The sequence below is a fragment of the Candidatus Effluviviaceae Genus V sp. genome (assembly GCA_014728125.1).
Taxonomy (GTDB): Bacteria; Joyebacterota; Joyebacteria; order Joyebacterales; family Joyebacteraceae; genus WJMD01.
In genome coordinates, this window is the sequence record WJMD01000110.1 from 16,785 (window position 1) to 37,938 (window position 21,154).

A 21,154-nucleotide genomic window follows, 5' to 3' on the forward strand; every position below is an offset into this window, starting at 1 on the left:
GTTCACCCGCCGCCGCGCCGACGTGCGGCGGGTGTCCGACGTTCGGGGGCCGTGTGAGAGTCGTGCACGTGAGGCCCGGAAGCCGTGCCGACCGGGCCGGGATCAGGTCCGGCGACGAGCTCACATCCATCGGGTCGCTGGAGACCTCCGACGCGCTCGATGTCGCGTTCGCGCTGGGTTGGCTGGAGCGCCGCGCACCGTGGCGCTTCGTCCGCGAGGGCCGGCTCCTCGACGTGGAGCTTCCTCTGCGGGACCCGGCCGAGTGCGGGATCGAGTTCGAGCCGGACCGACCGAGGACCTGCCCGAACAACTGCGTCTTCTGCTTCGTGGACCAGCTGCCCGCCGGGATGAGAGAGAGCCTGTACGTCAAGGACGAGGACTTCCGTCTCTCGTTCACCTGCGGGAACTACATCACCCTGACGAACCTCGACGAAAGGGCCTACCGGCGGATCGAGCGGCAGAAGCTCTCGCCGCTCTACGTCTCGATCCACGCGACCGACGACGACGTCCGCCGCACACTTCTGGGAAATCCACGGGCCCCGTCGATCATGCCGTCGCTCCGGAGACTCGCGGACGCGGGCATCACGCTGCACGGCCAGATCGTCGTCTGCCCCGGGCTGAACGACGGTGAGGTCATCGAGCGGACGCTCGCGGACCTGGCGACGCTCGGGGACGCGGTGGCCACCGTCGCCGTCGTCCCTGTCGGTCTCACGGCGCACCGGGACGGTCTGTTCCCGCTGACGCCGGTGGACCGGGAGGGCGCACTCGCAATCCTCCGGGCCGTGGAGAAGGCGGGCGGCGCGGAGGGAAGCGGCCCCTCGATCCACGCCTCGGACGAGGTCTACCTTCTTGCGGGTGAAGACCTGCCGCCGTACGAGCACTACGGGGAGTTCGAGCAGATCGAGAACGGCGTCGGGCTGCTCAGGCTCTTCGAGCGAGACCTCGAAGCATCGGCGCCGGCGCTCGCCGGCAGGCTGACCGAGCCGGTGAACGTCGTGCTGCTGACCGGGGAGCTGGCCGCTCCCTTCATTGCGGACGTGGCGCCGCGGGAGCTCCGGAAGCACGCGCCGGTCGAGCTCGACGTCGTGCCCGTCGAGAACCGGCTTCTGGGACGCAGCGTCACCGTGGCCGGCCTCCTGTCCGGCGCCGACCTCGTGCGGGGGCTCTCGCAGGCGCCGGAGGCGGGACTCTACCTCTTGCCGGGAGAGGCCTTCAACGCGGACGGCGTGACGCTCGACGGGATGACCGTCGCTGAGATCGCCCAGGCGGGCGGCCGTCGGCCGGTCGAGGCGAGCGTCGACCTTGTGCGGGCGATTCTTGCCGCAGCCAACGGGGAAGGAGACGCTTCGTGAGCGCCGACACCCTGCCGCTCGTGGCCGTCGTCGGAAGACCGAACGTCGGTAAGTCGATGCTCTTCAACCGGCTGACGCGCAGCAGAGCCGCCGTCGTCGACGATGAGCCGGGCGTGACGCGTGACCGGAAGGCCCTCGAGACGGACTGGAGCGGTCGCCGCTTCGTGCTCGTCGACACCGGCGGGCTCGTGCCGAACGAGGCGGAGGGCCTGTCCGGCATGGTCCGGGCGCAGGCCGAGAGCGCCATCTCGGAGGCCGACGCGATCATCCTGGTCGTCGACCGGGAGACAGGGCCGACGGCGCTCGACCGGGACGTCGCGAGGCTGGTGCGGCGCTCCGACCGACCGGTCCTGCTGGCGGTCAACAAGGTCGACTCCGGAGCGCAGGAGATGGACGTCCACGCGTTCCACGAACTCGGGCTCGGTGAGCCGGCTCCCGTCTCCGCGCTTCACGGACGGGGGACGGGCGACCTGCTCGACCGGCTCGTTGCACTCATCCCCGAGGTCGCAGTCCCCGAATCACCTGACGCCCTCAGACTCGCTCTCGTCGGCAGGCCGAACGTAGGCAAGTCCTCACTGGTCAATGCGATCGTCGGCCAGGACGTAGTGATCGTCGACTCAGAGCCGGGCACGACCCGGGACTCGATCGACACGACGATAGAATACGAGGGAGAGCACTACGTCCTCGTCGATACGGCCGGACTCCGGAAGCGTTCCCGCATCGACCGCGGCGTCGAGTTCTACAGCGCGATGCGCTCCTTCAGGAGCATCGAACGGTGCGACGTGGCGATCCTCGTCGTCGACGCGACCGACGGCGTCGTCGGACAGGACGCGAAGATCGCATCGCTCGCCGAGGAGGCCGGCCGCGGGCTCGTCATCGCGTTCAACAAGTGGGACCTCATCGAAAAGGACAACACCTCCGCGGCGGCGGCCGAGAGACACGTCCGGGAGACACTGCCGTTCGTCCGACACGCGCCCGTCGTGCTGGTATCGGCGGCCACGGGGCAGCGCGTGCGCCGGCTTCTGGAGACGGCACGCCGCGTCCACGAGGCGGGGTCGGTCCGGTTGTCGACGGCCGAGATGAACCGCTTCATCGAGGAGGCCGTTGCGCACCGGCCGCCGCCGGGCGGGCGCCGGAGCGGGATTCTCTACGCGACCCAGACGGGCATCCGGCCGCCGACCTTCGTCGTCTTCGTCAAGGACGCCGACGCCATCACCGAGAGCTACCGGAGGTACCTTGCCAATCAGCTCCGCGAGCGGTATGGTTTCGGCGGCAGTCCGATACGGATCGCCGTCAGGCGGAGACGCTCGAGGGGAGGGCGCTCGTGAACCCCGCGGCAGCGATCATAGTCGCCTACTTCCTCGGCGCCGTTCCGTCGAGCGCCATCGCAGGCCGCATCGCCGGCGTCGACCTGCGCTCCGAGGGAAGCGGCAACCTCGGTTTCACGAACGTGCTGCGCGTGCTCGGTCCCCGCGCCGCCGTGCCTGTTCTCATCGCCGACGCCGGCAAGGGTGTGGCAGCCGTGGTCCTGGCCCGCCACGCGGTCGGCGCGGACTGGCCGCTCGGGGCCGAGACGACGGCGCTCCTCGGCGGCCTCGCCGCCATCGCGGGACACGTCTGGTCGGTCTTCGTCCGGTTCAGGGGAGGCAAGGGCGTCGCCACCGCGGCGGCCGTCTTCGGCGCCCTGGCGCCTCCGGCCGCCGGCATCTCGATCGCCGCCTGGCTGATCGTCGTCCTCTCGACGCGCTACGTATCGCTGGCATCCATCACGGGAGCCGTGCTTCTCCCGTTGGCCGTCGCGGCCACTCACGCGGCGGCGGGCGTTCCGCAGCCGGTGCCGCTCCTGGCCGCATCGACCGGCATCGCTGTACTGGTCGTCGCGACGCACCGCGCCAACATCCGCAGGCTCCTGAACGGAACCGAGAACCGCTTCGGCTCGAAGCGCAGGACGCAAGGAGGAGATTGATGGCCTGCATCGCGGTCCTTGGCGCCGGAAGCTGGGGAACGACCCTCGGTCTGGTGCTCCACGGCAACGGCCACGAGGTCACGTTCTGGGAGTTCGACCAAGACCAGGTGGAGCGCCTGGAGCGGGATCGCGAGAACGCGAAGTTCCTGCCGGGCGTACCGATCCCCCGGGACATCCGCATCACCGGCGACATAGGGACGTGCCTGGACGGTTGCGAGGCCGCGGTCTTCGCCGTCCCGTCGCACGCTGTTCGCGATGTCGCCGGACGGGCCGGGGAGCACATCGAGCCCGGGACAACGGTCGTCAACGTGGCCAAGGGCATAGAGAACGAGACACTCATGAGGATGTCGGAGGTGCTCTCCGAGGTCCTGGACCGCCCCGGGTCCCGCGCGATAGCGTCGCTGGTCGGGCCGAGCCACGCGGAGGAGGTCAGCCGCGGCCTGCCCACGACGATCGTCTCATCCGCCCTCGACGAGGGCACGGCGGTCAGGGTGCGGGAGCTCTTCATGATGGAGACCCTCCGCGTCTACACGAACACCGACCTCGTCGGAGTCGAACTCGGAGGCTCGCTCAAGAACATCATCGCGATCGCCGCGGGCATCTGCGACGGACTCGGATACGGAGACAACACCAAGGGAGCCCTCCTGACTCGAGGACTGGCCGAGCTCACGCGCCTCGGCGTGGCGCTCGGAGGACGGCCCGAGACGTTCGCGGGGCTGTCGGGCATGGGCGACCTCATCACGACGTGCATCTCGCGCCACAGCAGAAACCGGTACGTCGGCGAGGCGATCGCCGGCGGGCGCGCGCTCGATGAGATCCTCGAAGACATGGTGATGGTCGCCGAGGGCGTGCGCACGACGAGGAGCGCCAACGAGCTGGCGGACCGTGAGGGTATCGAGATGCCGATCGCCTTTGAGATGGGACGCGTGCTCTTCGACGGGGACAACCCGCGCGAGGCCATCGTCCGTCTCATGGTCAGGGAACCGAAGTCCGAGATCCGGGGAATGGGGGGCCCTTGAGGCGCCGATTCGGCTTGTCTGGCCGACGACGCTGTGCTAGATTCTTCGGAGTCGGGGCGTGGCGCAGTCCGGTTAGCGCACTAGCATGGGGGGCTAGGGGTCGCTGGTTCGAATCCAGTCGCCCCGACCACTTCTCTTCTCTGGAACTGCAAGGCCCGGAACGGCGGCACGGTTGATGTTTGCCTACCGCTTCTACAAGCTCGGCGCGTTCCTGGCCCGGAGGTTCTCACTGCCCACCGCACGGCAAGGCGCCGCTGTGGTGGGCAGATTGACGTGTTTCCTCCAGGCCCGAACGCGGAAGACGCTTCTCAAGAACCTCCGGCACGCGTTCGGCGACGAGCTCACGGAGCGCGAGCTGCGGCGACTCAGACTCGACATCTACGAGAACTTCGGCGTCTTCGTGCTCGACTTCCTGAAGCTCCCGGACATCGACGCGAGCGTCTTCGACCGGATCCTGACGCCGGAGAGCAGGGCGCGGTACCAGGAGGTCGTCGAGCTGTCGCGGTCGGGGGAACCGACGATCATCTTCACGGCCCACCTCGGAAACTGGGAGATGGCCGCGGCGGCCGGCGCCGCTCACGGGCTCCCTCTGGTAGTCCTCGCGGACGCGCATCCAAGCCCCGGCGTCACCCGCTTCTTCAACGAGCGGCGCGAGGGCAAAGGCGAGACGGTCGTGCCGGTCAGCGACTTCCACAAGTGCTTCCTGGCACTCCGCAGGGGAGACGTCGTGGCCATCGTCGGCGACCGTCCGGTGACGGGCCACGGTATCACCATCGAGTTCTTCGGCCGGCCGACGCTCGTCCCCGAGGGGTACGCCCTGCTGGCTCGCCGCTTCGGCGCGAGGATCGTCCCGGGCTTCCTGGTGATGAACGAGGACGGACTCTACGACATGCTCTTCGAGGAGCCGTTCTACACGCGCACGACCGACGATGAGGAGGCGGACATCAGGGAGACCGTCGAGCGGTGCATGGGACTCGTCGAGCAGTACGTCCGGCGCTACCCGGACCAGTGGTACGTCTTCCAACCGGTCTGGCCCGAGACCGCGGCTGAGAGGCTTCGCGCGCGGCAGGACAGACGCGCCGGCTGAGGAGGCGGGAACCGTGAGGACGCTCGTTGTCGTACCTGCGAAGAACCTCGAGACGCGCATCGGCGATGTCGTCCAGCGCGTCCGTGCGAACGCGCCCGGCGTCGACGTGCTCGTTATCGACGACGGCTCCGATGACGACACGGCTGAAGCGGCCTCGGAGGCCGGCGCGAGGGTCGTGAGGCACGAGATCAACAGAGGAAAGGGAGAGGCCATCAAGACCGGGATCGCTGCCGCCGACGAGGGCGGCTACGATGCCATGCTCACGATGGACGGCGACGGGCAGCACGACCCCGTCGCGGTGCCGGACTTCCTGAAGGCGATGGCGTCGGGACGCTGGGACATCGTGGTCGGCTCACGGATGTCGAACACGGGGTCGATGCCGCCACTGCGGGTCTGGACGAACAGGACGACGTCGCGGATCGTCTCTCTGCTTGCCGGACAGACGATTCCCGACAGCCAGAGCGGGTACCGGATCCACCGGACGGTCCTGCTCCGCGACATGCCACTCGTGTCGTCCCGATACGACCTCGAGTCGGAGATCCTCATCAGGGCCGGCCGGAGAGGACACTCGATCGGCTGGATACCGATCGAGTCGATCTACGAGGACAGCGAGAGCCACATCAACCCCTTCGTCGACACGTTTCGTTTCATCCGCCTCGTCGTCAGAAGCGCGCGATGGCGGTAGGAAGAGAGCAGCAGGTGTCCGCGACCATTCTCGTGAGCAACGACGACGGCATCACGGCCCCCGGCATCGCCGCCCTCGAGTCGGCGCTCATCGGGCTGGGCGAGGTCTTCGTCATCGCCCCCGACCGTGAACGAAGCGCATCGAGCCACTCGTTGACGATCGACGTGCCTTTGAGGGCCGTCCCGGTCAGAGAGAGGGCCTTCGCCGTCAAGGGCACGCCGACGGACTGCGTGCTGCTGGCCGTGGAGAATCTGCTCCCGACGCGTCCGGACCTGGTCGTTTCGGGCATCAACCGGGGCCCGAACATGGGGAACGACGTGACCTACTCGGGTACCGTCGCGGCGGCGATCGAGGGGACGATCCTCGGCATTCCCTCGATGGCCGTCTCGCTCGACCACAACAAGGCGGGGACGTACGACTACACTGCGGCCGGGACCGCGTCGCGGGCCCTTGCGGCCGCCGTCCTCGAGCGCGGACTGCCGGAGGGCACGCTCCTGAACGTCAACGTCCCGAACGTGCCCGCGGAACAGGTGAAGGCGCCGCGCCCCACACGGCTCGGTTCTCAGGTCTACGAGGACTCGATCGTCGAGAAGACGGACCCCCGCGGCAAGAGCTACTACTGGATCGGCGGGCAATCGTCCCGCAGGTCGTGCGATTCGGGCACGGATTTCGCAGTCGTGGCAGAGGGACATGTCTCGGTGACGCCGATCCAGCTCGACATGACGGACTTCGAGACGCTCGCCCACATGGCGGACTGGCCGTTCGACGCGATCCACGACTCGCGGAAGGGCGGCGGAGCGGCTGTGGAGAAGTCCAGAGAGGAGTCGGCTTGAACGACCGGCAGCGGCAACGCGACCACATGGTGGAAACCCAGCTGATCCCGCGCGGGATCAACGACCCGCGCGTCCTCGAGGCCTTCCGGAGCGTCCCCCGGCACGCGTTCGTGCCCCCGGCGCTGGAGGGCTCAGCGTACGGCGACCATGCGCTGCCCATCGGCGACGGCCAGACCATCTCCCAGCCGTTCATGGTGGCCCTCATGACGCAGGCCCTCGACCTCTCGGGCGACGAACGGGTGCTCGAGATCGGCACGGGCTCCGGCTACCAGACCGCGATCCTCTCGGAGGTGGCCGGCCAGGTCTTCAGCATCGAGCGCGTTCCGGCGCTGGCCGAACGCGCCAGGAGGATGCTCGAGGAGCTGGGCGCCGCGAACGTAGCTATCCGCGTCGGCGACGGAACGATCGGCTGGAAGGAGTTCGAGCCGTTCGACCGCATCATGGTGACGGCCGGCGCGCCGGAGATCCCGTCGAGCCTGATCGAGCAGCTCGCCGACCCGGGGAGGATGGTCATCCCGGTCGGATCGCAGGGACTCCAGGACCTCAAGGTGGTCACGAAGGACCGCGGAGCCGTCGAGATGCAGAGCGCCGGAGGGTGCGTCTTCGTCCCCCTCCTGGGTCGAGAGGGATGGGGCGGCAACGGCAACGCGAACACCGGATGATCGGCGCGGCGCGGCGGTTGCCGACGGCGCGTCCTCGACCGGTGCCGACCGGTCGGATCGGGAAGACGTCACGATGACAGAGCATCTCGTTGAACTGCTGTCCGGACTGCCGAAGGAGCTGGTCGTCTTTCTCGTCTCGACCCTCCCGATCGCCGAGCTCAGGGGAGGGATCCCCCTGGCGACCGGCTGGGGCATTCCGTGGCGACAGGCCTACTTGCTCTGTGTGACGGGCAACTTCCTTCCGGTCATCCCGATCATCTTCCTGATGGATCCGGTCGCCCGCTTCCTGCGTCGCTTCGCCTTCTTCGACCGGTTTCTGGACCGGCTCTTCTCCAGAACCAGAGCTCGCGGCAGGCTGGTCGAGCGCTACGAGGCGCTCGGGCTGATCCTCTTCGTCGCCGTGCCGCTCCCCATAACGGGCGCGTGGACAGGCGCGCTGGCGGCGTTTCTGTTCGGTGTGCGCCCTCGATACGCGATACCGGCCATCGCGTGCGGAATTCTGATCTCCGGGGTCGTCGTGACACTGGCCTCCCAAGGAGTGTTGCATCTGTGGAACCTCTAGTGTAGAATCTTCTCTCACGTCGGGGCGTAGCGCAGACCGGTTAGCGCGCACGGTTCGGGACCGTGAGGTCGGAGGTTCAAATCCTCTCGCCCCGACCACTTTTTGAGCGCACATGAGCGCCCTCGGGCTTCGAGTCCGGGGGCGCTGCGCGTGAGGCCGCCTCCGCGGCGGACTCCACTTGAACGGGAGACCCTGCTCGGGTAGTGTTCTTGCTGGCTGGAAGATGGGGACCTCATAGAGGAGCTGCGCATGTCGATCACCCGACCACCGAGGATCACCGTCGTGGGACGCGGCCGGTGCTCTGAGGAGCTGGCGTCGCTGGCGGCCGACGTCGGTGCGGAGATCGCCCGACGGGGTGCGATCCTGGTGTGCGGGGGCCTCGGCGGCGTCATGGAGGCCGCCTCGCGAGGGGCTCTCGAGGCCGACGGCATGACGATCGGCGTGCTTCCGGGGACGGATCCGGAGCGCGCCAATCCCTACATCGTGGTCCCGATTCCGACCGGCATGGGCGAGGCGAGGAACGTCATCAACGTGCGAGCCGGCCGGGCAGTCATCGCCCTCGACGGAGGTAACGGGACGCTGTCCGAGATCGCGCTCGCCCTGAAGATCGGCATCCCGGTCGTCGCCCTCGGTGCGTGGAGCGAGCTTGACGGTGTGGTCGCCGCCGGCGACGCGTCGGAGGCCGTCGATGAAGCGCTTCGACTGGCGGGAGGAGACTGACGTGAAGAGCGAGCGACTCGAGGCAACGGTGCACGGTGTGGTGCAGGGCGTCGGATTCCGAGCCTTCGTCAGGCGGACCGCGTCGGATGCCGGCCTGGGCGGGTTCGTGCGCAACCGTCCGGACGGTACGGTCGAGGTCGTGGCCGAGGGACCGCCGGAGACACTCGATGCTCTCGTCGCCGCGCTCGAGCGCGGTCCCGCCGCGGGCCGGGTCGAGCGGGTCGAGTCGCGCCGTCTCGATGCCTCGGGCGGGTTCGAGGGGTTCTCGATCAGATACTAGGACGCGGGAGTCGCCGTGTCGCATCGCACAACCAGCATCGGTCTGGTCCTTGTCGTCCTGGCTCTCTCACTGTCCCTGCTGGGCGGCTGCACGCCGCTCCAGCCGAGGACGGCTCCGCCGGGAACACAGATCGACCGCACCGGAGACGGTGTCTACCATACGGTCCGAAAGGGCGAGACGCTCTGGCGGATCTCGAGGACGTACGGCGTGGCGCTCGCCGAGCTCGTCGAGGCGAACGATCTCGAGAGCTACACGATCCGGGTCGGTCAGAGGATCTTCGTTCCGGGGGCGACCTCGGGACGACGGGTACCGGAACCGCCCGACCATGAGCCGGGCCCCATCGAGACGCCGCTCGACTGGCCCCTCGCTGGACGCGGGCGTGGCTCCGTGACGAGCGGCTTCGGCCCCAGGGTCGACCCGGTCACGGGCGGCGAGGTCTTCCACAAGGGCATCGACATCGACGGCGCGCGCGAGGAGCGCGTCCTCGCCGCGGCCGGCGGAGAGGTGGTCTTCTCCGGCGGAATGCACGGATACGGAATCGTCGTCATGGTCGATCACGGAGACAGGCTGATCACGGTCTACGCACACTTGAGCAGAGCGATCGTCAAGCTCGAGGACAGGGTCGCGAAGGGCCAGACGATCGGCTACGTCGGAACGAGCGGGAGAACCACGGGAGCACATCTGCACTTCGAGGTTCGGTCGCGCGGCATCGCGGTCGATCCGCTCGAGTATCTGCCGTAACCACCAAAGGAGCCGCTGCGGCCCCGGCAGCCCGGTGCAGGGAGGACAGTCATGGACCTGAGGAAGCTGATCCGCGACGTGCCCGATTTCCCCAAGGTCGGCATCGTCTTCAAGGACATCACGACTCTGACGAAGGACCCGGAGGGCTTCCGTCAGACGATCGACGAGATCGTCGACCGGTACAGGGACAGGGAGATCGATGCCGTCGTCGGCATCGAGTCGCGCGGCTTCATCTTCGGGGGCGCGGTCGCGTATCGTCTCAACGCCGGCTTCGTGCCGGCGCGGAAGCCGGGCAAGCTCCCGGCCGAGACAGTGCGCGCCGAGTACGAGCTCGAGTACGGCACCGACGCGATCGAGATGCACAGGGACGGGATCGAGCCGGGCCAGCGCGTCCTGATCGTGGATGACCTGCTGGCGACCGGCGGCACGGCCGCCGCGGCCGTCAAGCTCGTCGAGGAGCTCGGGGGCGAGCTGGTCGGCATCGCCTTCCTCATCGACCTGACCTTCCTCAAGGGGAGAGACAAACTGCGTGGGCACGACGTCTTCTGTCTGCTAGAATACGATGCGGAGTAAGACACCGTCGCGCACACGCCGCGTGCCCCCGTAGCTCAGGTGGATAGAGCATCGGTTTCCTAAACCGAGTGCCGCAGGTTCGAGTCCTGCCGGGGGTACCAGTTCCTTCGAGGCCGTCCGATCTTCCGACCGGGCGGCCTCCCTTCGTTCCGCCCGCCGCGCCGCCGGCGGGCGCCACCCGATGTCGGCGCGCCGCGCGCGTTCGCTTTCCTGCGATAGGCGCCACCTTGACGGACACACGTCCCCACAGTAGTCTGGTGTCCTCGCCGGGCGGCCGCCGCCCGACATTGGATGACCGACGGTTCGGAAGAGGAGAGGACGTGGCCCCGACGACGCATGCGCGCATCGAGCGCATCACGGAGTTCATCAACGGGCGCCTGGCCGAGTCCCCGAGAACGGGCATCGCCGTCGGACTCTCGGGCGGACTCGATTCGACGGTCACGGCCGCGCTCGCGGCGCGCGCCGCCGGCCCGGAGAACGTCACCGCCTTTCTCATGCCCGAGCGTGAAGGGCCCAGCGAGGACACGGGAGACGGTCTCTTCGTGTCCGACTGGCTGGGGACGCGATGTGTCAGGGTCGACGTGACCGCCGCGCTCGACGGGCTCGGGGTCTACGACTTCCTCCTGTCAAAGCTCCCCGCGCCGGCGAGCGAGGCTCTCGTTCGTCTGGCATACGAGGCGCGCAGGCTGTTCAGCTCGCAGGACCCCCTCATCGCATCGCTCACCGGTTCCCCCAGTCCGTTCGTCTACAAGGCGGCGGCGCACGTCAAGATCCGTCACCGCATGCGAATGGTCACACTGCTCTTCGAAGCCGAGAAGCGGAACCTCCTGGTCGCCGGCGCGGCCAATCTCACCGAGAAGCTGACGGGCATCTACACGCGCTTCGGGGTCGACGATTGCGCCGACATCATGCCTATCGGGAGCCTCTACCGTTCCGAAGTGCTGGAGGCAGCGCGCGCTCTCGACGTCCCGAGCCGGATCGCGGACAAGCCGCCCGCGCCCGGCATCATCCCCGGCGTCCGGGACAAGTACCGCTACCTTCTGGGACTCTGCGCCGAGGACGTCGACGCCGCGCTGATAGCGCTCGAAAACGGGGAGGAGCCGAACGAGATCGCGGGACGACTGAGCATCGCACCGAAGCTGGTGCGGCGCCTCGCCCTCGTCCGCGAGACCGCGCTTCGTCTGAGGGAACTCCCCCTCGTGCCGCTGCGCGTCGAGGACCAGTAGGGTCTGCTTGCCTCGACGCGTCCCGTCCGGTATAAGAGCAGGAAGCGCGTCCGTTCTGGACTCGGACGCCTCGAACGGACGACACCGAATCGGTCCGGAGGGAATCTTGCCCCAGGAAGAGACCACGGCCTACTACCGGATGACTGTCGAGGAGGCCCTCGGCGCTCTGGAGACGTCCCCCAAGGGCCTGCCCAGAGACGAGGCCGACAGGCGCCGCGACGAGCACGGCCCGAACGAGCTCTCCGGCGAGTTCCACGTCTCGAAGATCCTGACCTTCCTCAAGCAGTTCCGCGATGTCTTCGTCATTCTGCTCATCATCGCGGCCGGCATCTCGTACGCCATCGGCAGCTTTCGCGACGGTTCCGTGATGCTGGCCATCGTCGTCGTCAACGCCGTCATCGGGTTCATCCAGGAGTACAAGGCCGGCAAGATCGTTGAGAGCCTGCGCAACCTCATCCGCTCGCCGGCGCGCGTCGTGGTCGGAGGCGAGCTGTCCGAGATCCCGCAGCACCAGCTCGTCCCGGGGGACATCGTGCGCGTCGAGGCCGGCGACAAGATCCCGGCCGACATGCGCATCATCGAGTCGTTCAACCTCAGGACGAACGACTTCTCGCTCACCGGCGAGTCGACACCGCAGGGGAAGCACACGAACGCGGTGCGCGAGGAAGCGGTCCTGGCCGACCGCGACAACATGGCCTATCTCGGCACGACCGTCGCGTCGGGCACGGCGACGGGGGTCGTCACGGCGACCGGCATGGAAACCGAGATGGGGAAGATCGCGGGCATGACGCAGGCGACCCGCGAGATACCGTCGCCGCTCGAGCGGGAGCTTTCGTCGCTCGCCAACAGGCTGACGGTCGTCGTGATCGTGATCAGCGCGACGCTCTTCGGCGTCGCCCTCTGGCAGGGGTTCAGCCTCTACACCAGTCTGATCTACGCGCTGGGGATCGCGGTCGCGATGGTCCCTCAGGCGCTCCCGGCCCAGGTGACGGTCGCCCTTTCCTCGACCAGCAAGCTCCTGGCGGAGCGGAACGCCGTCGTCAAGAACCTGCCCTCCGTAGAGACGCTCGGCTCGACGACCGTCATCTGCACCGATAAGACCGGGACGCTGACCAAGAACGAGATGACCGTTCAGAAGGTGTGGTTCGACGGAGAGCACCACGAGTTGACGGGCCTCGGCTATGAGCCCGAGGGCGAGATCCTGGGAGAGGACGGGCAGGCGCTCTCGAAGGAGGAGATCGACGAGATCGAGGTCCTGATGGACGCGGCCACGATGGCGTCGAACGCCGAGATCCACGAACCCGACGAGGACCATCCCACCTGGTATGCGGTCGGAGACCCCACCGAGGCGGCCCTCGTGACGATGTCGACGAAGCTCGGAACTCGCTCCCCCAGGGAGGACGAGGAGAACCCCGAGCTCCACGAGTTCCCGTTCGACTCCGAGAGGAAGCGCATGAGCTCGGTGCGCCAGTTCGGCGACCGGGTCGAGCTGGCGATGAAGGGCGCGACCGACAGCGTCCTTGCCATCTCGAAGTCGATCTACAAGGACGGCGAGGTCCGCCCGATCACCGACGAGGACCGCGAGCGCATCAGGAGGATCAACGAGGAGTACTCCAACCAGGCGCTCCGCGTGCTCGCCATCGCGTTCCGACCGCTGGACGAGCAGGGCAGGGACTACGACATCGAGGAGGTCGAGAAGGACGTCACCTTCCTCGGTCTCGTCGGTATGATCGACCCGCCGAAGGAGGGCGTCAGGGAGGCGGTCGCCGAGTGCCGGAAGGCACACATCCGGACCTTCATCATGACCGGCGACCACGCGATCACGGCACAGGCCGTCGGCCGTGAGATCGGGCTCTTCGAACCCGACGACCCGGCTCCAGTTATCACCGGACGCGAGCTCGGCGGGATAGAGGACGAGGAGCTCGCGAAGACGATGGCGGACAACAGGGCGATCATCTTCTCCAGGGTCGCTCCCGAGGACAAACTGAGGATCGTCGATCTCCTCTCGAACAGGGGAGAGGTGGTCGCCGTGACGGGAGACGGCGTGAACGACGCCCCCGCGCTCAAGCGCGCCGACATCGGCGTCGCCATGGGACAGATCGGCACCGACGTGGCAAAGGAGGCCTCGGAGCTCGTCCTGCTGGACGACAGCTTTCCGACGCTCGTCGAGGCCGTGCGTCAGGGACGGACGATCTATGCGAACATCCGCAAGATCGTCCTGGCGTCGCTCACGACGAACGGAGCCGAGCTCTTCGTCGTACTGTTCGGACTGGCCGCGGCCGCCCTCCAGGACTGGGCCATCGGCATCCTTGCCATCCAGATCCTCGCGATCGACCTTCTGGCCGAGATCCTGCCGCTGACCTCACTGACGTTCGATCCGCCCAACGAGGCCATGATGAGCTCGAGGCCGCGGGATCTAGACGATCACATTCTCAATCGAAGCACGGCTCCGGAGGTCGCCTGGCTCGGGCTCCTCATCGGCGGACTCGCCTTCGTCAACTACGTGCTGTTCATGGTCAGGGAGAACACGTTCTTCATGACCGACGTGGGACGGAACGCGATGTACGCCAGGGGGACGACACTGGCCTATCTGACGATCGCCTACTGCCAGTTCGCCAACATCCTCTCGAGGCGCTACGAGCGCACGACGGTCTTCAACAGGAACTTCTGGACGAACCGGCCCATGCTCATCTCGGTGGCCGCGTCGATCGTCATGACGTCGGTCGCGGTCTACGCTCCGGGGATCTCGGACTTCCTCTTCTTCGAGGGGCCGACGGCCGCCGACTGGGTCTACATCCTGGGGGCCGGCCTCCTGTACCTGGGGGTCTTCGAGGCCATGAAGGCCGTCAAGCGGCGCAGGCCCGCCGCGGCGCCGTACGCGGCCCGGAAGGAGTGACATCGTGCGCACCTGGCTCGAGAACCGTCTCGAGATCCTGAGCACGAACTTCTGGACCCTGCCCGCGGCGATGGCTGTCGCCGCTCTGGCTCTCTCGCTCTCTCTCGTGTCGATCGACATGCGCGTCACGATCGACTTCGGGGGACCGGTCGGCTGGCTCAACATCGGCAGCATCGAGGGCGTCAGAACGCTCCTCGCAACGCTCGTCGGCTCGCTCGTGACCGTGCTCGCGCTCGTCTTCTCCATTACGATCGTCGCGCTGACGCTCGCCGCGTCGCAGCTCGGGCCGCGCCTTCTCCGCAACTTCATGCGCGACCGGAGCAACCAGGGCGTTATCGGCGTCTTCACCGCGACCTTCCTCTACACACTGGTGGCGCTGCTCTCGGTCGGCCGCCTCGAGGCGCGCGGCGTCGTGCCCCATATCACCGTCTTCGGCGCGTTCGTTCTGACGACATGGAGCGTCGCGGTCCTCGTGTACTTCATCCATCACGTCTCGGAGTCGATCCAGGCGCCGAACGTCGTCCTGGCGGTTTCGCGTGAGCTGGAGGGCGTCATCACCCGGCTCTTCCCTCCGAACGACCCCGAGGCCGCCCCTGAGGAGCCGACGAAGCCGCCGAAGGACATCTGGAGCCGCGAGGCGGGAGAGGCCTGCTCGCCGCGGAGCGCCTACGTTCAGGCGATCAACGAGGGGAAGCTCGTGTCCGTCGCGAAGGCCCACGACGTCGTGCTCGACGTCGAGCTGCGCCCGGGAGACTTCGTGGCGGCCGGCCAGGCGCTGGCCTCGGCGTACGGCGACGAGCCTCTTGAGGAGGACGCGAGGGAGGCGATCGCGGACGCCTTCTTCCTCGGCGAGAGGCGGACCGCCACGCAGGACGTGGAGTACGTCCTGATGCAGCTCGTCGAGATCGCCGTCCGCGCGCTCTCGCCCGGGATCAACGACCCCTTCACGGCGATGACCTGCATCGACAGGATCGGATCGGCACTGGGTCTGCTGATGTCCCGGGCCGAGCGGCCGAGGCGACTGGCCGACGACGACGGCGCGCTCAGAGTCGTGCTCGATCGAACGGACTTCGACGGCATCATGGGAACCGGGCTCCGGCAGATACGTCAGCACGGCTCGTCGCAGGCGGCGGTGCTCATCCGGATGCTCGAGGTGCTTGCCCGACTCGGGGGGACCGCTCGAACGGACGAACAGCGCGCGTCGATCAGGAAGCACGCGGACGCCGTCGCCAGAGCGGGGGAGGCGCTTTCAGAAGAATCGGACCGAATGGACATCGTGGGCCGACACAGGGCAGTCCTTGCGGCTCTCGGAGACACCTCCGAACAGGGAGTGAACGACACCGAGGAAGGGAGTGGAACGTGAGCTTTCGATACCTCCTGTTGCCGCTCGTCGCGGCCCTCGCACTTCTCGCGGCGACCGCAGTCGCTCAGACGGGAGAGCAGCAGAGCGACCTGCCTCCGGGCGACGTCCCGCCGCCGACGCTCGTCGACCGCGTAGAGAGCGCCGGGACGGCTGAGGACCACGACGGGGCGGACTACGTGGTGGTCTTCGAGCACGCCGTCAACCGCGTGAGCGATCTCGGCGTGAGCACCGTGAACGAGACGGTCGTCTACAAGGCCCTGACGGCGGCGGGCTGCAGGAACCTCGCCGTCCGGACGTGGTGGTACGAGCCGTGGAGCCGGATGATGAGGATCGAGGCCGCCGCCGTCATCCGGGACGGCGAGCTCATCCCGTTCGACGTGGACGCTCTGGACCTCCCGGCGCCCCAGTCGTCGATCTACTGGAACGCCCGGATCCGGATGCTGCAGACGCCGCGCCTGAACGTCGGCGACGGCCTCATGTTGAAGCTGTTCAGAAAGGGATACTCCTACGCGCTGCTGGAAGAGAACGGCGCGGCCGCGACCTCGGTGTCCACAGCGGCGACGGACTCCGAGGAGGACGGCAAGTATGTTCCTCCCATGCCCGGGGAGTACTTCGACATCGTCCTCTTCCAGGAGAGCGTGCCGGTCATCGAGCGACGCTACGAGCTCGTCCTGCCTGCCGACAAGCGGATCCACTCCGAGACCTATAACGGGCCGCTCTACTCGTCGACGACCTACTCCGGCGACTCCACGCGCTACGCCTGGTGGGCGAAGGACGTTCCAGCCCGGCCCTCCGAGTACAGAAGCGCTGCGGCGAGCGACATCTCGCCGAAGGTCGTCCTTGCGACGGTCGAGAGCTGGGAGGCGAAAAGCCGCTGGTTCTTCGACGTCAACCGGAACCAGTTCGACGTCACGCCCGAGATCCAGGCGAAGATCGACGAGATCCTCGAGGTTGCCGGCGTCGCCCGTGGCACGGAGGAGCAGAAGGCCGAGGTCCTCGTCCACTGGGTCGCCCAGAACATCCGGTACAGCGGGCAGACGATGGGCGAGGGCGAGGGGTTCATGCTGCATCCCGGATGGATGATCTTCGAGCAGCGGAGCGGCGTCTGCAAGGACATCGCGGGGATGCTCATCACCATGATGCGCGCGGCCGGGATGGACTCGTACGGCGCGATGACGATGGCGGGGAGCCGCATCGAGGAGGTGCCCGCCGACCAGTTCAACCACTGCGTCACTGCCCTCCGGACGGACGACGGCTCGTTCGTCATGTACGACCCGACGTGGGTCCCGTACGTCAACGACATCTGGTCGAAGTACGAGACTGAGCAGCAGTACCTCATCGGCACGGCGGAGGGAGAGTACCTCGCGACCATTCCGTACAGTCCACCCGAGGAGTCGCCGCTCCGAGTCGACCACGAGGCGACGCTCTCCGTGGACGGCACGCTCGAGGGGACACTCAGACTGGAGACGGCGGGCGCGCTCGACGGACGTCTGAGGAACCTCGTCGGGTGGAGACGGCGCGCCGACCTGCACCGCGACATCGCGGGCCTCCTGTCGCACATCGGTCCGGCCGTCGAGTCGTTCGAGTTCGACCATCCCGAACGGGACGATTTCAGTCAGAACATGTGGCTTGAGATCGAGTACCGCCTCCGGGATGCGGCGCTTCCGGTGGGGCAGGGACTCGAGTTCAGAAGTCCGGCGACGGCCGTCGTGCTTAACGACGGATGGCTCTTCCGGGCGGGCGTCCGCGACTGGCCCGAGGACAGGGAGACCGACCTGTTCCTCTGGTTCACGCAGCTGGTCGACATCCGCGAGAGGATCACCGTTCCGCGCGGGTACGATCTGGTGGAGTCGCCGGAGGCCGACGAGGTCGACGCGACCTACGCGGCGTTCGCAGCGTCGTTCGAGCTCGACGGACGGACGCTGGCCATCGACTCGGAGGCCGAGGTCCGCAGGCGTCAGATTCCTCCCGAGGGATACGCCGGGTTCAGAGAAGCGATCACCGCCATGAGAACGTGGGGTGACGGGATCTACCGTGTCGAGGAGGCCGACTGATGAGAACGCGCACAACCATCATCCTCACCGCGGCCGCCGTCTTCGCCCTGGCGTCCGCCGCAGCGGCGGTTCCGGCGGACGCCGCGGGCCGACACGACATCGGCCGCCTGCTCGAGCTCGGCGACCAGTGGTTCGACCTGGAGAGCCAGGACGCCGTCATCCTGCTCGATTCGCTCCACATCGAGCGGCTGCCGTCCGGAACGGTCGTCAGGACGACGCACACGATCGTCTGGTTCGGAACGGAGAACGGTCTCGACGCCTATGCAGACGTGCACGTTCCATGGAACGCCCTCACCGGCTCGATCGAGGTCCACCACCTCAGGACCTGGAGGGACGAACGATGGTGGCCCGCGCCGGACTCGGTGAGCCGGACGGCCGTCGTCGAAACCACCCCGGGGGCGGTGTACAGCGCATACGACTACGCGAAGGCGCTCAGACAGCAGGCGCTCCTTCACGACGGGGTCGAGGTACCGTGCGTTGTCGAGACCCGCTACACGGTGACCGAGGCCCGGGCGCCCTCGCTCGGGATGGACGGTTCACGGGTCGCCTCGGCGCCCGACCCGACGGTGAGGAACGCTCTCTTCCTGCGGATGCCGGAGGGCGAGAACGTCGCCTTCGAGACCCTGCGCGGCGCGCCGGCGCCGGAGGTGTCGGGCGACGGCGGGCACGCCTGGAGCATGACCCGGATCGACCGGCTCGGACGGCCTCTGGTTCGCGACCGGACCGCGGCGTCTCCGACGCTCGTCTGGTCGACCTGGCCCTCGTGGGACGCGCTGGCCGAGTCGTTCCTGACGCCGTTCGAGGGGGCCGCCGTGCTCGAAGGCGCGCCGCTCGACAGCCTGGCCGAGCGAACGAAGGGCCGACACGGGGCGGAGGACCTGGCCCGGGCCGCGGCGGCCTATCTCGCCGAGGCGACGCGGCACGTCGGCGCGGACCACGGAGCATGGCTGTTCGGTCCGCGTCCCGCGCAGAGGACCTGGGAGACATCCTACGGGCACGCCGTCGACCGCGCGGTGGCGGCCTGTGCGCTCCTCCGCGAGGTCGGCCTCGAGGCCGAACCGGTCTGGGTCGGATATCGGGACACGGATCTCACGGAGAGCCCACCGGGGCTCTCGCGGTTCGAGCAGCTCCTCGTCGAAGTGCGCGGCGCCGGGTTCCAGGGCACGCTCGATCCGGCGACGGCGCGGCTGACATCGGCAGGTCCCACCGTGGCGGGGCGCACGCTCTGGCGTCCCGGAGACGAAGACCCGTCGCATCGGCCGGCGGAGCCGGGCGTCCTCGAGGTGGCTGTCCGTCTTGAGCGCAACGAGGACGGCGGGTTCGGGGGCCGGGGCTACGTGCTGGGAACCGGCTGGCTCGCCCCGTACGGGAGCGTGGCCGGTCTGGATGGCGCGCTCGGCGGTTACGCGGACCGGCTCGTTCGCTCGGTGCTTCCAGGATCGAGTGCCGAAAGCCCCGGTCTGACCGCTCTGGAGACATCGAGGGTCGAGGCGGGGTTCGACGTGGTCCTGGATGCGCCCGGGGAAGATGACCTGGGTCGCATCCCGCTCGTCGTCGGGGACCCGACCGGCGGGATTCTCGACGGGTTCGAGCCGTCGCTCGAACTCGCGGTCCCGACACGCGGGACCGCCGTCCGGCTTCCGGCTCCCGCGACGCAGAGCGTGATGCTTGAGATCGACACAGGAGAGGGCGAGCCGGCTCACGTCCCCGAGGAGACCGACCTTCGGAACGAGGCGGGGACGTTCTCGCTCACCGTCGACCGGGACGGTTCCTGGGTAACCGTCGAGCGGAGACTCGAGGTCGACAACGACGTCGGTCCGGACCTCTGGCCCGAGCTCAGAGCGCTCCTCCTGGAATGGAACGCCCCTAGGAACAGGACCCTGCTGCTCGACTGAAGCGGTCACAGCGGACGAACACAGAGGGGCCCGGGCACGGCGCTCGGGCCCCTTCTCGTGCGGCCCGCATCGACCCCACGCAGCCGGACCTGGGGCCCTCTCCGAAACGCGCAGGCGGCCCTCTGGCCGTCTCGAGACATGAGAGAAGATGGAGAGACAGAGAAATCGCTTGCACCACGAGCCGCCCTGGGAGTACAATGACGCCGAGTCGGGAAATAGCGAAGGCAGCCACAGAGCCGCTTCCGACACCCCCCTCCCGCGCACGACCGAGAGGTCTTGTGAGCGGGGAGCATCATGCCTGAACAGCAAGACCCCCACTTTGCAGGGCCCCGAGAGCCTTTCTGTTACTGGGATTGCGCCGCATTCATGTCGTTCTGATCTCCGTTCCGGACGGTCACGCGGGACCGTCCGCCGGCGGGAAGGTGCCGGACGCGGAGATGCGAGTCGCGAGGTGTGAGCTGGACCACCTTCCCAGAGAAGGGGGGACTGATCGAATGAGAAGCACGATTTTCGCACTGACGGCGGTCGCGCTGATCGTCTGTCTCGCCGTTCCGGCCGCCATGGCCAAGGGCGACGGAACCGAGTACAGGAGCGCCATGTCGATCGTCGACTTCGAGCAGCAGTCGAGGTCACAGCACGAGGGCACCAGACTCGACACGCTGTGGATCTTCGACGCGGACTTCTCGGACCTCACCGGCGACAACGCCGGCTGGACGGCCTGGGACCGCAGCGGCACGCTCGGACAGGAGAACTACTGGCATCACGACACGATCCGCATCAACGGCTTCACCCATCTGGGCGACAGCACGTGGTGGTGCGGTACGGAGAACGTGTGCTGGCGTCAGCCGCGCGGGTACGGCAACGACTGGATCCAGATCCTCGAGCGCGAGTTCACCGAGATGGCCACGGCCACCGGCGGCGTGACGCTCGAGTGGGACCAGCGTATCGCCATGGAGCACGATTACGACTACGGGTACGTCGACGTCTCGACGGACGGCGGCGCGACCTGGACGAACCTGTACTGGGTCTCGAACCCGGGCTTCAGCGGGAAGCCGGGTTCGTCGAAAGACTGGGACGACCCGACGTACGGACACGAGAGCCTCGACCTCACGTCCTACGCGGGTTCGACCATCGACCTTCGCTTCCGCTTCGAGGCGGACGTTGCGTACTCGTCGCAGGATCAGTTCAACAACCCGCCGCAGGAGTCGGTGAAGGACGGCGCCTGGCAGCTCGACAACAT

The 21,154-nt window shown here is 67.8% G+C and carries 19 protein-coding genes and 3 tRNA genes; all 22 read left to right on the plus strand.

Going from position 1 to position 21,154, the window contains the following annotated elements; all coding sequences use genetic code 11:
• Positions 1–53 precede the first annotated feature (53 nt).
• Positions 54–1,352 (plus strand): DUF512 domain-containing protein, encoded by a 1,299-nt coding sequence (locus GF405_06855; protein ID MBD3367877.1) that lies wholly within the window; start codon positions 54–56, stop codon positions 1,350–1,352.
• Positions 1,349–2,680, plus strand: a complete 1,332-nt coding sequence (gene der / locus GF405_06860) for a ribosome biogenesis GTPase Der (GenBank protein ID MBD3367878.1) — start codon at positions 1,349–1,351, stop codon at positions 2,678–2,680. Before GF405_06855 ends, der begins: the two co-directional genes overlap by 4 nt.
• Positions 2,677–3,318: a glycerol-3-phosphate 1-O-acyltransferase PlsY gene (plsY, locus tag GF405_06865; GenBank protein ID MBD3367879.1), complete on the plus strand. Its 642-nt coding sequence runs from the start codon at positions 2,677–2,679 to the stop codon at positions 3,316–3,318. The genes der and plsY overlap by 4 nt, the downstream gene beginning before the upstream one ends.
• Positions 3,318–4,337, plus strand: coding sequence for an NAD(P)H-dependent glycerol-3-phosphate dehydrogenase (locus tag GF405_06870; protein ID MBD3367880.1), 1,020 nt, complete (start codon positions 3,318–3,320; stop codon positions 4,335–4,337). Before plsY ends, GF405_06870 begins: the two co-directional genes overlap by 1 nt.
• Before the next feature lie 52 nt (positions 4,338–4,389).
• Positions 4,390–4,467, plus strand: a tRNA-Pro gene (locus tag GF405_06875).
• 45 nt (positions 4,468–4,512) lie between these two features.
• Entirely contained in the window at positions 4,513–5,424 is a 912-nt protein-coding gene (locus GF405_06880) for a hypothetical protein (GenBank protein MBD3367881.1), read from the plus strand.
• Positions 5,267–6,109, plus strand: a complete 843-nt coding sequence (locus GF405_06885; protein MBD3367882.1) for a glycosyltransferase — start codon at positions 5,267–5,269, stop codon at positions 6,107–6,109. Before GF405_06880 ends, GF405_06885 begins: the two co-directional genes overlap by 158 nt.
• Positions 6,100–6,942 (plus strand): 5'/3'-nucleotidase SurE, encoded by an 843-nt coding sequence (gene surE / locus GF405_06890; protein MBD3367883.1) that lies wholly within the window; start codon positions 6,100–6,102, stop codon positions 6,940–6,942. Before GF405_06885 ends, surE begins: the two co-directional genes overlap by 10 nt.
• Positions 6,939–7,604 carry a protein-L-isoaspartate(D-aspartate) O-methyltransferase gene (locus GF405_06895; GenBank protein ID MBD3367884.1) on the plus strand — a complete coding sequence of 222 codons (666 nt, stop codon included), beginning with the start codon at positions 6,939–6,941 and terminating at the stop codon, positions 7,602–7,604. The genes surE and GF405_06895 overlap by 4 nt, the downstream gene beginning before the upstream one ends.
• A 73-nt stretch (positions 7,605–7,677) precedes the next feature.
• Entirely contained in the window at positions 7,678–8,166 is a 489-nt protein-coding gene (locus GF405_06900; GenBank protein ID MBD3367885.1) for a ligand-binding protein SH3, read from the plus strand.
• A gap of 20 nt (positions 8,167–8,186) precedes the next feature.
• Positions 8,187–8,264: transfer RNA gene (locus tag GF405_06905), tRNA-Pro, on the plus strand.
• A 151-nt stretch (positions 8,265–8,415) separates the two neighbouring features.
• Positions 8,416–8,886: a TIGR00725 family protein gene (locus GF405_06910; GenBank protein ID MBD3367886.1), complete on the plus strand. Its 471-nt coding sequence runs from the start codon at positions 8,416–8,418 to the stop codon at positions 8,884–8,886.
• Positions 8,855–9,166: an acylphosphatase gene (locus GF405_06915; protein MBD3367887.1), complete on the plus strand. Its 312-nt coding sequence runs from the start codon at positions 8,855–8,857 to the stop codon at positions 9,164–9,166. Before GF405_06910 ends, GF405_06915 begins: the two co-directional genes overlap by 32 nt.
• Positions 9,167–9,181: 15 nt before the next feature.
• Entirely contained in the window at positions 9,182–9,907 is a 726-nt protein-coding gene (locus GF405_06920) for a peptidoglycan DD-metalloendopeptidase family protein (GenBank protein MBD3367888.1), read from the plus strand.
• Positions 9,908–9,958: 51 nt separating this feature from the next.
• Complete coding sequence (locus tag GF405_06925; GenBank protein ID MBD3367889.1) at positions 9,959–10,480, plus strand: adenine phosphoribosyltransferase; 522 nt, start codon at positions 9,959–9,961, stop codon at positions 10,478–10,480.
• 24 nt (positions 10,481–10,504) lie between these two features.
• Positions 10,505–10,581, plus strand: a tRNA-Arg gene (locus GF405_06930).
• Entirely contained in the window at positions 10,549–11,706 is a 1,158-nt protein-coding gene (nadE, locus tag GF405_06935) for an NAD(+) synthase (protein MBD3367890.1), read from the plus strand. Before GF405_06930 ends, nadE begins: the two co-directional genes overlap by 33 nt.
• Before the next feature lie 139 nt (positions 11,707–11,845).
• Positions 11,846–14,602, plus strand: a complete 2,757-nt coding sequence (locus GF405_06940; GenBank protein MBD3367891.1) for an HAD-IC family P-type ATPase — start codon at positions 11,846–11,848, stop codon at positions 14,600–14,602.
• 4 nt (positions 14,603–14,606) lie between these two features.
• A complete protein-coding gene (locus tag GF405_06945) occupies positions 14,607–15,965 on the plus strand; it encodes a DUF2254 domain-containing protein (GenBank protein ID MBD3367892.1) in 1,359 nt (452 codons plus the stop codon).
• Positions 15,962–18,019, plus strand: a complete 2,058-nt coding sequence (locus GF405_06950) for a DUF3857 domain-containing protein (protein ID MBD3367893.1) — start codon at positions 15,962–15,964, stop codon at positions 18,017–18,019. The genes GF405_06945 and GF405_06950 overlap by 4 nt, the downstream gene beginning before the upstream one ends.
• Positions 18,019–19,914, plus strand: coding sequence for a DUF3857 domain-containing protein (locus GF405_06955; GenBank protein MBD3367894.1), 1,896 nt, complete (start codon positions 18,019–18,021; stop codon positions 19,912–19,914). The genes GF405_06950 and GF405_06955 overlap by 1 nt, the downstream gene beginning before the upstream one ends.
• Before the next feature lie 437 nt (positions 19,915–20,351).
• On the plus strand, positions 20,352–21,154 hold an 803-nt coding region (locus GF405_06960), incomplete at its 3' end, for a hypothetical protein (GenBank protein MBD3367895.1).

Coding starts and splice junctions, on each gene's coding strand:
- GF405_06870 (MBD3367880.1), top strand. CDS start 3,318: ATGGCCTGCATCGCGGTCCTTGGCGCCGGAAGCTGGGGAACGACCCTC.
- GF405_06880 (MBD3367881.1), top strand. CDS start 4,513: ATGTTTGCCTACCGCTTCTACAAGCTCGGCGCGTTCCTGGCCCGGAGG.
- GF405_06885 (MBD3367882.1), top strand. CDS start 5,267: ATGAGGAGGCGGACATCAGGGAGACCGTCGAGCGGTGCATGGGACTCG.
- surE (MBD3367883.1), top strand. CDS start 6,100: ATGGCGGTAGGAAGAGAGCAGCAGGTGTCCGCGACCATTCTCGTGAGC.
- GF405_06900 (MBD3367885.1), top strand. CDS start 7,678: ATGACAGAGCATCTCGTTGAACTGCTGTCCGGACTGCCGAAGGAGCTG.
- GF405_06910 (MBD3367886.1), top strand. CDS start 8,416: ATGTCGATCACCCGACCACCGAGGATCACCGTCGTGGGACGCGGCCGG.
- GF405_06915 (MBD3367887.1), top strand. CDS start 8,855: ATGAAGCGCTTCGACTGGCGGGAGGAGACTGACGTGAAGAGCGAGCGA.
- GF405_06925 (MBD3367889.1), top strand. CDS start 9,959: ATGGACCTGAGGAAGCTGATCCGCGACGTGCCCGATTTCCCCAAGGTC.
- GF405_06940 (MBD3367891.1), top strand. CDS start 11,846: ATGACTGTCGAGGAGGCCCTCGGCGCTCTGGAGACGTCCCCCAAGGGC.
- GF405_06955 (MBD3367894.1), top strand. CDS start 18,019: ATGAGAACGCGCACAACCATCATCCTCACCGCGGCCGCCGTCTTCGCC.